At 65.8% G+C, this 13257-nt stretch carries 12 protein-coding genes; 4 read left to right on the forward strand and 8 right to left on the reverse strand.

The window, feature by feature from the left end; genetic code table 11:
* Positions 1-98: 98 nt before the first annotated feature.
* From ABZO33_RS11810 to ABZO33_RS11820, 3 genes are all read right to left on the reverse strand, one after another.
* Complete coding sequence (locus ABZO33_RS11810; RefSeq protein ID WP_414536160.1) at positions 99-1046, reverse strand: dihydrodipicolinate synthase family protein; 948 nt, start codon at positions 1044-1046, stop codon at positions 99-101.
* 41 nt (positions 1047-1087) lie between these two features.
* Positions 1088-2014 carry a 4-hydroxyproline epimerase gene (locus ABZO33_RS11815; RefSeq protein ID WP_414536161.1) on the reverse strand — a complete coding sequence of 309 codons (927 nt, stop codon included), beginning with the start codon at positions 2012-2014 and terminating at the stop codon, positions 1088-1090.
* Between the two features lie 112 nt (positions 2015-2126).
* Positions 2127-3743, reverse strand: a complete 1617-nt coding sequence (locus tag ABZO33_RS11820; RefSeq protein ID WP_414536162.1) for an APC family permease — start codon at positions 3741-3743, stop codon at positions 2127-2129.
* A gap of 319 nt (positions 3744-4062) precedes the next feature.
* Between ABZO33_RS11820 and ABZO33_RS11825 the strand changes: the two genes are divergently transcribed.
* Positions 4063-4842, forward strand: coding sequence for a helix-turn-helix domain-containing protein (locus ABZO33_RS11825; protein ID WP_414536163.1), 780 nt, complete (start codon positions 4063-4065; stop codon positions 4840-4842).
* On the opposite strand, the gene ABZO33_RS11830 is transcribed toward ABZO33_RS11825, so the two are convergent.
* Positions 4830-5717 carry a LysR family transcriptional regulator gene (locus ABZO33_RS11830; RefSeq protein ID WP_414536164.1) on the reverse strand — a complete coding sequence of 296 codons (888 nt, stop codon included), beginning with the start codon at positions 5715-5717 and terminating at the stop codon, positions 4830-4832. The two genes, ABZO33_RS11825 and ABZO33_RS11830, sit on opposite strands and share 13 nt — an antisense overlap.
* 192 nt (positions 5718-5909) lie before the next feature.
* On the opposite strand from ABZO33_RS11830, the gene moaB reads away from it, so the two are divergent.
* Positions 5910-6449 carry a molybdenum cofactor biosynthesis protein B gene (gene moaB, locus ABZO33_RS11835; protein WP_414536165.1) on the forward strand — a complete coding sequence of 180 codons (540 nt, stop codon included), beginning with the start codon at positions 5910-5912 and terminating at the stop codon, positions 6447-6449.
* Between the two features lie 20 nt (positions 6450-6469).
* Here the strand turns inward: moaB and ABZO33_RS11840 are convergent, their stop codons facing one another.
* Together ABZO33_RS11840 and moaA are read right to left on the reverse strand one after the other, a co-directional pair.
* Entirely contained in the window at positions 6470-7369 is a 900-nt protein-coding gene (locus tag ABZO33_RS11840; protein WP_414536166.1) for a bestrophin family protein, read from the reverse strand.
* A 21-nt stretch (positions 7370-7390) separates the two neighbouring features.
* Positions 7391-8395 (reverse strand): GTP 3',8-cyclase MoaA, encoded by a 1005-nt coding sequence (gene moaA, locus ABZO33_RS11845; protein WP_414536167.1) that lies wholly within the window; start codon positions 8393-8395, stop codon positions 7391-7393.
* Positions 8396-8649: 254 nt separating this feature from the next.
* Between moaA and ABZO33_RS11850 the strand changes: the two genes are divergently transcribed.
* A complete protein-coding gene (locus ABZO33_RS11850; protein WP_414536168.1) occupies positions 8650-10980 on the forward strand; it encodes an FdhF/YdeP family oxidoreductase in 2331 nt (776 codons plus the stop codon).
* A gap of 40 nt (positions 10981-11020) precedes the next feature.
* Here the strand turns inward: ABZO33_RS11850 and ABZO33_RS11855 are convergent, their stop codons facing one another.
* Positions 11021-11479 carry an Lrp/AsnC family transcriptional regulator gene (locus ABZO33_RS11855; protein WP_046856697.1) on the reverse strand — a complete coding sequence of 153 codons (459 nt, stop codon included), beginning with the start codon at positions 11477-11479 and terminating at the stop codon, positions 11021-11023.
* A 152-nt stretch (positions 11480-11631) separates the two neighbouring features.
* Here ABZO33_RS11855 and ABZO33_RS11860 point away from each other — a divergent pair, with 152 nt between their 5' ends.
* The gene (locus ABZO33_RS11860; protein WP_414536346.1) at positions 11632-12807 is read left to right on the forward strand and encodes a trans-sulfuration enzyme family protein; all 1176 of its coding nucleotides are present in this window, start codon (positions 11632-11634) and stop codon (positions 12805-12807) included.
* A 113-nt stretch (positions 12808-12920) separates the two neighbouring features.
* Here the strand turns inward: ABZO33_RS11860 and ABZO33_RS11865 are convergent, their stop codons facing one another.
* Positions 12921-13157, reverse strand: a complete 237-nt coding sequence (locus tag ABZO33_RS11865; RefSeq protein ID WP_414536169.1) for a YdcH family protein — start codon at positions 13155-13157, stop codon at positions 12921-12923.
* Positions 13158-13257: the final 100 nt, after the last annotated feature.

The following is a 13257-nucleotide window of genomic DNA, read 5'->3' on the forward strand; positions in this document are numbered from 1 at the left end:
TGGGAGCGGGCTTGCCCCGCGAACACCGGCGAAGCCGGTGCCAGGTACGGCATCGCCTGCTTCGCGGGGCAAGCCCGCTCCCACCAGAGTCCTCGTTATCAGGCGATGTTCTGCTCGGCCGACCAACTGGCGTACCAGCTGCGGAACAGCGCGTACTGCTGCTCGGCATAGTTGCGCTGGGCGTCGCTGAGGGCATCGGTTTCGTTGAAGTGCAGGCGGTACTCGGTGTCGCCGTTGAGCACCATCAGGTGCTTGTAGTACAGCACCAGGTCGCAGCCTTCATCGAACGACGACAGCACCGCCAGCGCCGCCTCCAGCTCCCGGGCCTGGCGTCGGGCCTTGGCGTCGCCCTTGGCGGCACGCTTGCTCAGGCTGACCAGTTGCAGCACTTCGCGGGGCAGCGCATTGCCGATGCCGGTGATGGCGCCGGTGGCGTTGCAGTTGACGAAGCCGTGCACCACTTGCGTGTCTACGCCCACCATCAGGGTCACGTCGTCGTCCTGGGAGGTGATGTGCTCGGCGGCGTAGCGCAGGTCGGCGCCGCCGCCGAACTCCTTGAAGCCGATCAGGTTCGGGTATTCGCGACGCAGTTCGAAGAACAGGTCGGCGCGGGTGGCGAAGCCGTAGTAGGGGCTGTTGTAGATCACCGCCGGCAGCTTCGGCGCGGCGGCGAGGATCGCCGAGAAGTGGTGCTTCTGGGCGATCAGCGAGGCGCCGCGGGACAGCACGCGGGGGATGACCATCAGGCCGGCGGCGCCGACCTTGGCGGCGTGGGCGGCATGGGATACGGCTTCGCGGGTGTTCACCGCGCCGGTGCCGACGATGGTCGGGATGCCGGCGGCCACCAGGCGGGCCACGCCCTCCTGGCGCTCGGCCTCGGTCAGCAGCGGCCAGTCGCCCATCGAGCCGCAGTACACCACCGCGCTCATGCCGGCGTCGATCAGTTCGCGGCCCTTGCGCACCAGGGCGTCGAAGTCCGGCTTGCGCTCGGCGGTGCAGGGGGTCATCAGGGCGGGCATGGTGCCGGTGAAGATGTTGTCGGTCATTGTTGTCACTCCTGGCGGTATTCAGTGGGAAATGAACGGGGTCAGATGCCCCAGGCGAACGGATCCTGTTCGTCGATCAGCAAGGTGCTGTCGGCGGTCATGTGGGCGCGGCCGGTGATGAACGGGCGAATGCGCTCGCCGTCGCGTTCGTAGTGGCCCTGGAAGCGGCTGCCGGTGATGCTGGCCTGGACCCAGGTCTGGCCTTCGGCGAGCTTGCCGTCGGCGGCCAGGCACGCCAGCTTGGCGCTGGTGCCGGTGCCGCAGGGCGAGCGGTCGTAGGCCTTGCCGGGGCACATGACGAAGTTGCGGCTGTCGGCATTGGCGTCGTCGGCGAACAGCTCGACATGGTCGATCGGGGCGCCGTCCTCGCCGGTGATGCCTTGTGCTTCCAGGGCCTTGAGCAGGGCCCAGGTGTAGTCGGTGAGGGCCTCGCGGTTGTCCAGCTCGATACGCTGGCCGTGGTCGGAGACCAGGAAGAACCAGTTGCCGCCCCAGGCGATGTCGCCGCGCACCAAGCCATGCCCAGGCAACTCCACCGCCACTTGCCTGCGGTAGCGGTAGGACGGCACGTTGCCGACCGTGACGGAGCCGTCGTCATGCAGGGTGGCGCTGACCTGGCCGACCGGTGTGTCGATCTTGTGCATGCCAGGTTCGATCAGGCCGAGGTGGCGCAGCGAAGCGACCAGGCCTATGGTGCCGTGGCCGCACATGTTCAGATAGCCGGCATTGTTGAAGAAGATCACCCCGCAGGTTGCATCCGCAGACACCGGGGGGCAGTACAGCGCGCCCACCAGCACATCGTTTCCGCGCGGCTCCAGCAGGCAGGCGCGGCGCCAGTGGTCGTGCAGCTCGCGCAGCTCGTCGCGCTGCTCGGCCATGCTGCGGCCGTGCAGCGGCGGGAAGCCCTTCATCACCAGGCGGGTCGGTTCGCCGCCGGTGTGGGAGTCGATGACGTGGATCTCTTTCATAGGTCAGTTCGTTCCAACGTGTGGGGGAATCGTGGGAGCGGGCTTGCCCCGCGATGAGGCCGCTTGCCCTGAATCGCGGGGCAAGCCCGCTCCCACGAGTTCCCGTCAGTGTTCAGGAGGCCAGTGCAGCCGGCTCGTGGCCGCGATGCGCTTCGGCACCCGCTTCGCTTTCATCGTCGCCATCGAGGCGCACCAGCCGTGCCGGCACGCCGGTGGCGGCGCCCCAGTAGTAGATGCCCAGGGCACTGGCAGCCACGACCACGGTATCCAGCGGGTGGCCGATCACGCCCAGGCCACCGAAACTGCCCAGCCAGGAGAGGAAAATGGTCACGGCGTAGAAGCCGATCAGCCAGGCCGACGAGCGCACCTGCTGGCCCAGCGACAGGTGTTCGGTGGGCACGAAGCGGCGGCACAGCAGGTACAGCGCGAACATCACGATCTGCAGCGCCAGCAGCCAGGACACGGTGTTCCAGCCCGACCAGTAGACGATCAGCGCGGCGATGATGAACGACAGCGGACCGAGTACGGCCATGCCCTTGACCCGGAACGGCCGCGCCATGTCCGGGGCGCTGCGGCGCAGGGCGGCGACCGACACCGGGGCCACCGCGTAGCTCAGCACCAGGGCGGCGGAGACCACGTTGATCAGCGCCTCCCACGACGGGAACGGCAGGGTCCAGAACACCGCCAGGGCGAAGGTCAGCCACAGCGCCGGGCGCGGGATGCCGGACTGCTCGTCGATGCGGGTGAAGTACTTGAAGAAGGTGCCGGTCTGCGCCCAGCCGTAGATCACTCGCGGGGTGGCGTTCATGTAGATGTTGCCGCAGCCGCTGGGCGAGATCACCGCGTCGGCCACCACCAGGTAGGCCAGCCAGCCGACGCCCAGGGCCAGGGCGATGTCACGGTAGGGCAGGGCCAGTTCCTTGGTCACCCCGGCCCAGCCATTGGCAATCATCTCGGTCGGCACGCTGCCGAGGAACGCCAGTTGCAGCAAGGCGTAGATCGCGGTGGACAGCAGCACCGAGAGAATCAGCGCGATGGGGATGGTGCGCTGGGGGTTCTTCACCTCGCTGGCCACCGAGATGATCGGGGTCAGGCCCAGGTAGGCGAAGATGATGCCGCCGGCCGACACCGCCATCTCCACGCCGGACAGGCCGAACGGGGCGAAGCCCTGGACCTCGAAGTTCTCCGGTTTGAAGAAGGTGAACAGCACGCCGATCACCAGCAGCGGTACGATGAACTTGAACACGCTGACCAAGTTGTTGGCCTTGGCGAAGGTCTTCACGCTGCGGTAGTTGAGCACGAAGAACAGCCCGAGCAGGGCGAACTGCACCAGCCAGCCGAGCACCGTCGGGTCGCTGGAGCCGGTCTTGGTCAAGCTCGGAAACCAGGCCGCGGCGTACTGGCGCGAGGCGACCACCTCGATGGCGATCAGGCTGGAGAAGGCGATCAGGGTGATGAAGCCCATCAGGTAGCCCAGCAGCGGGCCATGGGAATACACCGGGTAGCGCACCACGCCACCAGCGCGTGGGAGGGCGGCGCCGAGCTCGCAGTAGACGATGCCCAGCAACAGCACGGCGAAACCGCCGAGGAACCAGGAGAGGATGCCGGCCGGCCCGGCGATGGCCGAGACGTGGCTGGCGGCGAACAGCCAGCCGGAGCCGAAGATGGCACCGAGGCCGATGAAGGTGAGGTCCAGCAGTGACAGCTGTTTCTTGAATTTGCCTGACATGGGTGCGCCTTCTTGTAGGTTTTGGATAGGCAGGTCTGATGTCACGATGCGGCGGCATGCGCCGCGTTCTTGTAGGTCATGGGGCGGCTTGCGTGGGGCATAGAGTGGACCGATCGGGAGCTCGGTTCTTGATGGTTTTCTGCAAGGTGGGTGACGAAATCGGCATAGTCGGGCAGAAGTGCTGGCGTGGCGGGCAGGGCGATGATTAGGCTGGCGATGCCGGCCCTATCGCGGGGCAAGCCCGCTCCCACAAGTGTGCTGTCGCCTGCGTGGGAGCGGGCTTGCCCCGCGATAGGGTAAACCCAAAAGAGAAGCTCGCATGTCCCGGATCCCGCTGACAGCCCTGTACCAGCACCTCGACCAGCACCGCCCCGAATCCCTAGAGGCCTTGCTCACTGGCGTGGTCTGGCTGCTGCCGATGCTCGACGTCATCGCCAATGCGGCGATCTTCATCAAGGACGACCAGGCCCGTTATGTGCTGGCCAACCGCACGCTGGTCCAGCGCTGCGGTTTGAAGCACCTGCAACCGCTGCTGGGCAAGACCAGCGCCGAGGTGTTCCCGGCGCGCCTGGGCCCCGGCTACACCGAGCAGGACCGGCGGGTGCTGGAGCAGGGTCAGGTGCTGGAGGACCAGCTCGAGCTGCATCTGTACGGCAGCCGCGAACCGGGCTGGTGCCTGACCCACAAGCGCCCGCTGTACGACGCGGCGGGGGCGATCATCGGCCTGGTGGGCATTTCGGTCGACCTGCAGTCAGCCGCCGACACCCACCCCGCCTACCAGCGCCTGGCCGCCGTGGACGCGCATATCCGCACGCATTTCCACCAGCCGATCAGCATGGGCGAACTGACGCGCATCGCCGGCATCTCGGTGGCGCAACTGGAGCGCTACTGCAAGCGGGTGTTCCACCTCACGCCCCGGCAGATGATCCACAAGGCCCGCCTGGAACATGCGCACCACCTGCTGCACAGCGACCTGCCGATCATCGAGGTGGCGCTGCGCTGCGGCTACACCGACCACAGCGCGTTCAGCCGGCAGTTCCGGCAACTGACCGGGTTTACCCCGCGCCAGTACCGCCAGGCGACGGCTCAGGAGGTTTGAAACAGGGCGCGGGCCTCGTCGAAACACTGCTCGGCGATGGCCGAGCGTGGCTCGCTGCGGCGCAGCAGCAGGCCGACCGGGCTGTGGATGCTGGCCTCCTGCACCGGGATGATGCGCATGTGCTGGTTGAGATCTTCCAGGCCGCAGTCCAGCGGCATGATCGCGCAGCACACGCCGGTGTTGATCGCCTGGATCAGCTGGAAGGTCGAGTCGCTCTCGAGTACGGCATTGGCCGTGAGGCCGCGGCTGCGGAAGCTCAGGTCGAGGGACTGGCGGTAGTGCATGCCTTTGCTCAGCAGGCCCAGCGGCAGGTCGCCCAGGTCTTCCCAGTGCAGGCTGTCGGCCTCGAACTGGAAGTGCCGGGTATCGTGCAGCAGGCCCATGGTGGTGATGCTCAGTTCGATCACTTCGAAGAAGCTGGTGTTGACCTGGTCGAGGTAGCAGATGCCCAGGTCGAGCTGGTTGCGGCTCAGGCCGTCGATCACCTGCTCGGAGCTCAGCGACGACAGCTGGAAGTGCAGCTCGGGGTACTTCGCGCGCAAGGGCATCAGCAGCTGCATGGGGTTGAAGCTGGCCAGCGGCACGGTGCCCAGGCGCAGGCTGCCGACCACCTGGCCGCGGCAGCTGGCGGCCTCGGCCTGCAGGCCGTCGTGGGCGGCGAGCAGGGTGCGGGCCCAGGCCAGGATGCGTTCGCCGGCTTCGGTGAAGCCTTCGAAGCGCTGGCCGCGCTTGACCAGCACCAGGTCCAGTTCGTCCTCGAGGTTGCGCAGGCGCATGGACAACGTCGGCTGGGTGATGTGGCACAGCGCTGCGGCCTGGCCGAAGTGGCGGGTCTGGTCGAGGGCGATGAGGAACTTGAGCTGTTTGATGTCCATGGTGCGGCCTGGGTTGCGGGGTGGGTAGACCTTAACCAAGCGTGAAGCACCTGGCTAATCATTGCTGAAAAAATCGCTGGCCTGTCGTGGGCAGGCGATAGAAACCGTCGATCACCCGGTACGCGCTATCGATTGGACGCTACCGGGGCTTCTCTCTAACGTGGCCGCCAAGCCAATCCTGGAGCAAAGGCCATGAGCGTGAAACCGGACGCGGTGTTCGTACCGCTGAACATCGCGGTGCTGACCGTCAGCGACACCCGCACCTTCGAGACCGACACGTCCGGCGAGCTGCTGGCCAGCCGCGCCGTCGGCGTGGGCCACCGCCTAGTGGCGCGCGAGCTGCTCAAGGATGACCTGTACAAGATCCGCGCCCAGGTCGCCACCTGGATCGCCGACGAACAGGTGCAGGTGGTGCTGATCACCGGTGGCACGGGCTTCACTGGCCGCGACAGCACGCCCGAAGCGGTGGACTGTCTGCTGGACAAGCGCATCGACGGGTTCGGCGAGTTGTTCCGCGCCCTGTCGATTCTCGATATCGGTACCTCGACCGTGCAGAGCCGGGCCCTGGCTGGCATGGCCAACGGCACCCTGGTGTGCTGCCTGCCGGGCTCGACCGGCGCCTGCCGCACGGCGTGGGAGGGGATCTTGGTCGAGCAGCTGGATGCGCGGCACCGGCCGTGCAACTTCGTCGCGCACCTGAAACCAATCGGGGCCTGCGAAAGCCGCGGCTAGGGTTTTCCTGTACCGACCATTCAGCTCAACACATGATCCACCGGCACCAACGCCGGTGGCAGTGGCTCTTGCCCCAGCGCCGACAGCACATCGCGCTCTATGGTGCGCACCAGCGCATCGGTCGGCAGGTCGTTCTCGTCGCGCCCGAAGGGGTCCTCCAGCTCGTTGCCGATCGCATCCAGGCCGAAGAAGGTGTAGCTGACGATGGTGGTGAACAGCGGCGCCAGCCAGCCCAGCGGTTCGGCCAGGGCGAACGGCAGCAGCAGGCAGAAGATGTAGATGGTGCGGTGCAGCAGCAGGGTATAGGGGAACGGTAGCGGCGTGCCCTTGATCCGCTCGCAGGTGGCCTGCACATCCGACAGGCCAGCCAGGCGCTGCGCCAGTAGGGTGTAGCGGAACTCGCTGATCGCTCCACGCTCCGCCAGCCGTGAACAATGTTCGCCCACCTCGCGCAGAATGCCGTCGCAGACATTGTGCGTCACGATCTGCGCCTGCTCGCCCAGCCAGGGACGGGCGGCGCCCAGTTCGTCTTCGTTGCGCAGCCGGGCATTGAGGGCATGGGCGAAGGCACAGAGGCTGCGCAGCAGTTCCTTGCGCAGCGCTTCGTCCTTGATCACCACGCTTTCGCGCACGAACGAGCGCACCTCGATGATCATCCGTCCCCAGGTCTTGCGGCCCTCCCACCAGCGGTCGTAGCAGGCGTTGTTGCGAAAGCTCATGAAGATCGACAGCGACAGCCCCAACAGGGTGAAGGGCGTGGCGCTGACCGGGTAGAACAGCGCCGGATAGTGCCGCTCGACCAGCACGATCAGCGCCGCGAGCAAGGTCACCGCCAGGCAGCGCAGGGCGATGCGCTGGACGATCGAGCCTTTGAGGGTGAACAGCACGCGCAGCAGGTCGGGGCGTGAGTGGACGATCAAGGCGGTTCCAGAGGCGGCCGATCAGCCGCCGGTCATGTTCATGAAGCGCAGGATCTGTACCTCGCCGCCCACTTCGAAGTGGTGACGGTAGGGCTTGAGCTGCATGGCGTCGCGAATGGCTTTTTCCAGGCGGGCGCTGTCGCCGGGGTGCTGGCGCATGACCTGCTTGAGGTCCACCGAGTGTTCGTTGCCCAGGCATAGCAACAGACGGCCCTCGACGGTCAGGCGCACGCGGTTGCAGGTGGCGCAGAAATTGTGGCTGTGGGGTGAGATGAAGCCGACCCGGGTGTTGGGGGCCTCGGCCAGGCGCCAGTAGCGCGCCGGGCCTTGGGACGACTCGGCCGACTCGACCAGGGTGAAATGCTCGGCCAGACGGGCGCGCACGTCATCGCTGGAGCAGAACGACTCGCCGCGCTCGTGCTCGCTGATCACGCCCAGGGGCATTTCTTCGATGAAGGAGATGTCCAGCTCGCGGTCGATGGCGAAACGCACCAGGTCGACGATCTCGTGATCGTTGCGGCCCTTGAGCACCACCGCGTTGAGCTTGGTACGGCGAAAGCCCGCGGCGTGCGCGGCGTCGATGCCGGCGATCACCTGCTTGAGGTCGCCGGTGCGGGTCAGGGCACGGAAGCGCTCGGGGTCGAGGCTGTCGAGGCTGATGTTCAGGCGCGACACCCCGGCATCGAACAGCGGCTGGGCCAGGCGGCCGAGCTGCGAGCCATTGCTGGTCAGGCACAGTTCGCGCAGGCCGGGCAGGGCGGCGATGCGCGCGCACAGCCCGACGATGCCTTGGCGTACCAGCGGCTCGCCGCCGGTCAGGCGGATCTTGCGGGTGCCCAGGGCGACGAAGCGCTCGGCGACCTGATACAGCTCTTCGAGGCTGAGAATCTGCTGGCGCGGCAGGAACTGCATGTCTTCGGCCATGCAATAGACGCAGCGAAAGTCGCAGCGGTCGGTGACCGACATCCGCAGGTAATCGACTTTGCGGTTGAAACCGTCGATCAGGGCCTGGGGGTTCTTTTCCACGTTCGCGCTCGACATTGAAGTGGCTGGGGCGGCGAAAGGCCGCGGATAAGGTCCAAGCTATAACCTGCGCCCATTGGCGTCAAATTGCTTTGCCCGACCATTCGATCAGTCTCATCTATCACGGCTGCAGGCCGCGCCGGCCAAGGGCTGGGCCCGGTGATCGAAACGCTTTATCACGCCGTCATTTATTTCGATTGGACGCAGCAGGGGGGCGCTTCTTAGGCTGGAAAAAACACCGTGCGGAGAAGCGCAGCATGAGCCAGGACGAACACATCAGGGACTACAAGGGGCCGGCCGCCGGCTGGGGCGCGCTCAAGAGCGTGACCAAGAGCTGGCTGGGCAGCGAGAATGCCTTCAAGAACCTGCGGGCCATGCTCAAGACCAACCAGAACGGTGGTTTCGACTGCCCGGGGTGCGCCTGGGGCGAGTCGCCGGAAAGCGACATGGTCAAGTTCTGCGAGAACGGCGCCAAGGCGGTCAACTGGGAAGCCACCGGGCGCTCGGTGGATCCGGCGTTCTTCGCCCGCTATAGCGTTAGCGCCTTGCTCGAACAGACCGACTACTGGCTCGAGTATCAGGGCCGCATCACCCACCCGATGCGCTATGACGCGGCCACTGACCATTACGTCGAGACCAGCTGGGACGAGGCGTTCGCCTTGATCGCCCGGCACCTGAGCGGCCTCGCTTCACCCGACCAGGCCGAGTTCTACACCTCGGGCCGGGCCAGCAACGAGGCGGCGTTCCTCTACCAGTTGTTCGTGCGGGCCTATGGCACCAATAACTTCCCCGACTGCTCGAACATGTGCCACGAGGCCAGCGGCGTGGGCATGGCCGAAACCCTCGGCGTGGGCAAGGGCACCGTGGTGTTCCATGACCTGGAGCTGGCCGATGCGATCTTCGTGATTGGCCAGAACCCTGGCACCAATCACCCGCGCATGCTCGAACCGCTGCGCGAGGCGGTCAAGCGCGGCGCCCAGGTGGTCTGCTTCAATCCGCTGAAAGAACGTGGCCTGGAGCGCTTCCAGCACCCGCAGCACCCGTTCGAGATGCTCAGCAATGGCTCCGAGCCGACCAATACCGCGTACTTCCGCCCGGCGCTGGGTGGCGACATGGCGGCCATGCGCGGCATCGCCAAGTTCCTCCTGCAGTGGGAGCGCGAGGCGCAGCTGAACGACGAGCCGCCGGTGTTCGACCATGCCTTCATCGCCGAGCACACCAGTGGCGTTGAGGCCTACCTGGCCGTGGTGGACGCCACGCCCTGGGAACATATCGTCGAGCAGTCGGGCCTGAACAAGGCCGAGATCGAGCTGGCCGCGCGCATGTACCGCAAGGCCGAGCGGGTCATCATGTGCTGGGCCATGGGCGTCACCCAGCACCGCCATTCGGTGCCGACCGTGCAGGAAATCGTCAACCTGCAGCTGTTGCGCGGCAACGTCGGCAAACCCGGCGCTGGCCTGTCGCCGGTGCGCGGCCACAGCAACGTGCAGGGCGACCGCACCATGGGCATCGACGAGAAACCCAAGGCGGCGCTGCTCGACGCCATCGAGAAACGCTTCCAGTTCAAGGTGCCCCGCGAGCATGGCCATAACGCCGTGCTGGCGATCCAGGCAATGGAGCAAGGGCGGGCCAAGGTGTTCGTCGCCCTGGGCGGCAACTTCGCCCAGGCGACTCCGGACACCCCGCGTACCCACGCGGCGCTGCGCAACTGTGAGCTGACCGTGCAGATCTCCACCAAGCTCAACCGTTCGCACCTGGTCACCGGGCGCGATGCGTTGATCCTGCCGTGCCTGGGCCGCACCGAGATCGATATCCAGGCCGAAGGGCCGCAGGGCGTCACCGTGGAGGACACCTTCAGCATGGTGCACATCTCCCATGGCCAGCTGAAACCGCGTTCGCCGCTGCTGCGCTCGGAGCCGGCCATCGTCGCCGGCATGGCCAAGGCCACTTTGGGCAGCAAGCCGATCGACTGGGACTACGCGATTGCCGACTACGGTCGCATTCGCAGCATGATCGCCGACGTCATCCCGGGCTTCAGCAAATTCAACGAACGCCTGCAGCATCCGGGCGGCTTCCACCTGGGCAACCACGCTGCGGACCGCAACTTCCGCACGGCCACCGGCAAGGCGCGTTTTACCCCAAGCCCGTTGCCCGAGCAATTGGTCAACGCGGCGGTGCTGGCGCGCGGTGACAAGCCGGACCTGATCCTGCAGACCCTGCGTTCCCACGACCAGTACAACACCACGCTGTATGGGCTGGATGACCGTTACCGTGGCGTGTTCGGGCTGCGTGAGGTGGTGTTCGTCAACGAGGCCGATATCCGCCGCCTGGGCTTCGAGCCGGGCGAGCAGGTGGATATCGTGTCGTTGTGGGAGGACGGGCGCGAGCGGCGGGTGTCGGGTTTCCGCCTGGTGGCCTATGACGTGCCTGAAGGACAGGCGGCGGCGTATTACCCGGAGACCAATCCGTTGGTACCGCTGGAGAGCTACGGCGAGGGGACCTACACGCCAACCTCGAAGTTCGTGGCGATCAGGCTGGAGAAGGCCAGGGCGGGGAACCGGATCGAGGCGACACTCACAACCGACTGACAGTAGCGCAGTGTGGGAGCGGGCTTGCCCACGCCCGTTCTCAACGCCCCACCGGATACGCCGTGGTGTACTTCATCTGCTCCATGGCAAAGCTCGAGGTGATGTTCGACAGCCCGTCGGTGCTGGTGATCAGCTTCTTGTAGAAGCGGTCGTAGGCGGCGATGTCGCCTACCACCACCCGCAGCATGTAGTCCCAGTCGCCGGACATGCGATACACCTCCATCACTTCCTCGAACGCCGTCACCGTGGCGGCGAACTGCGCCAGCCAGGCACTGTCGTGGCGCTGGGTCTTGAGCTGGACGAACACCGTCAGGCCCAGGCCCAGGCGCTCGGGGTCGAGCAGGGCGACGCGGCCGCGAATGTAGCCTTCCTCTTCCAGGCGCTTGACCCGCTTCCAGCACGGCGTGGTGGACAGGTTGACCGCTTCGGCAAGGTCCTTGAGGGACAGCGACGCGTCGCGCTGGAGCAGGGTGAGGATGTGCTGGTCGAAACTGTCCATGACGTCGTTTGGCCAATTGCGGGAAAAGTTTTCCGAGATTAGCCGCTCAAGGCGAACGTTGAAACTGTTCTTGGTCGTGTGCTGACAGAAATGTTCCGCTGGCGCTCGGGGGCGGTGGATATGAGATAGTGGCGGTTTTCCACCCTCAGGCAATGGACCCGACCATGTCCGACAAACCGCGCAATTTCGCCACCCGCACCATCCACGCCGGCGAGCAGTCCAGCGTCGCCGACAACGCCATCTTCCCGGCCATCGTCACTTCCAGCTCGTTCATCAAGCGCGGCCTGGACGACAACCCCGAATACGCCTACAGCCGGGTCAGCAACCCGACCCGGCATGCCTACGAGACCTGCGTGGCCGCACTGGAGGAGGGCGTCGGCGCGGTCGCCTGCGCTTCGGGCGTCAGCGCCACCGCCACGGTGCTCGAACTGCTGTCCAAGGACGCCCATGTGGTGGTGATGAACGGTGTCTATGGCGGCACCTTCCGCCTGCTGGAAGACTACCGTGGGCGCACCTCGGGCCTGACCACCACCTATGTCGACCTCAACGACGTCGAGGCCGTGGCCGCGGCGATCCGCCCGGACACGCAACTGATCTGGATCGAGTCGCCGACCAACCCGCTGCTGCACCTGGTGGACATCAAGGCGGTCTGCGACCTGGCCCGTGCCCGTGGGGTGATGACCTGCATCGACAACACCTTCTGCTCGCCGTGGAACCAGCAGCCGATCACCCTGGGCGTGGATCTGGTGATGCATTCGGCGAGCAAGTACATCGGCGGCCACTCCGACCTGACCGGTGGCGTGGTGGTGGCGGCCAATCACGAGCTGCTGGGCCGTTTGCGCAAGATCAGCATGGCGGTCGGCGCGATCCAGGGGCCGTTCGACTGCTACCTGGCATTGCGCGGGCTGAAGACCCTCGATGTGCGCATGGAGCGCCAGAGCGCCAACGCCCTGCGCGTGGCGCAGTTCCTCGAACAGCATCCGCAGGTCGAGCAGGTTTACTACCCAGGGTTGGAAAGCCATCCGCAGCATGAACTGTGCAAGCGCCAGATGCGCACCGGCGGTGCGGTGGTGGCGTTGCGCATCAAGGGCGACCGGGCCGCGGTCAACCGCCTGGTCGAGGCGCTGTCGATCTTCGTCCTGGCCGACTCGCTGGGCGGGGTGGAGAGCATGATCAACCATTCCTGGAGTATGTCGCACAACTCCCTGAGCCCGGAGCAGAAGGGGGTGATGGGGATCAGCGAGAACCTGGTGCGGTTGTCGATCGGGATCGAGGATTATCGCGATCTGATCGAGGATCTGGAGGGGGCGCTGAAGGCTTCTGCGTAAAGGTTGCCGACGTCATCGCGGGGCAAGCCCGCTCCCACGATGGCCGTGCATGCCGTGGCGTTTGCGCGGTACCTGGGAGCGGGCTTGCGCCGCGATAGCGTCGGTTGGAGGAATCAGGATTTGGGTGGGTGGACGATGCGTTCGATCTTGTCCTTGATCAGCACCCGCTCCTTGCGCAGGCGGTTTACGGTGTCGTCGCCGGTAGCATTGCCTTCGGCGGCGAGCACTTCCTTGTCCTTGGCGTTGTATTCCTTGTGCAGCTTGTGCAGGTCGTGATCCTTGTCGATCAAGGCCTGGAACTGGTCGGCGGTCACGTGCAGGTCTGCGAGCAAATCATGCGGAACTGGCATTTCTTCACCTCTCTCAGGGTTGGTAAACGAGCCTGAACCAAGAGGATAGTCGCCTTTGCCGTATTGCGGGACTGGGTTAGGCTGTCGCATCCCCCTGCGT

Source organism: Pseudomonas sp. CAM1A, from assembly GCF_047501685.1.
Classification (GTDB): domain Bacteria; phylum Pseudomonadota; class Gammaproteobacteria; order Pseudomonadales; family Pseudomonadaceae; genus Aquipseudomonas.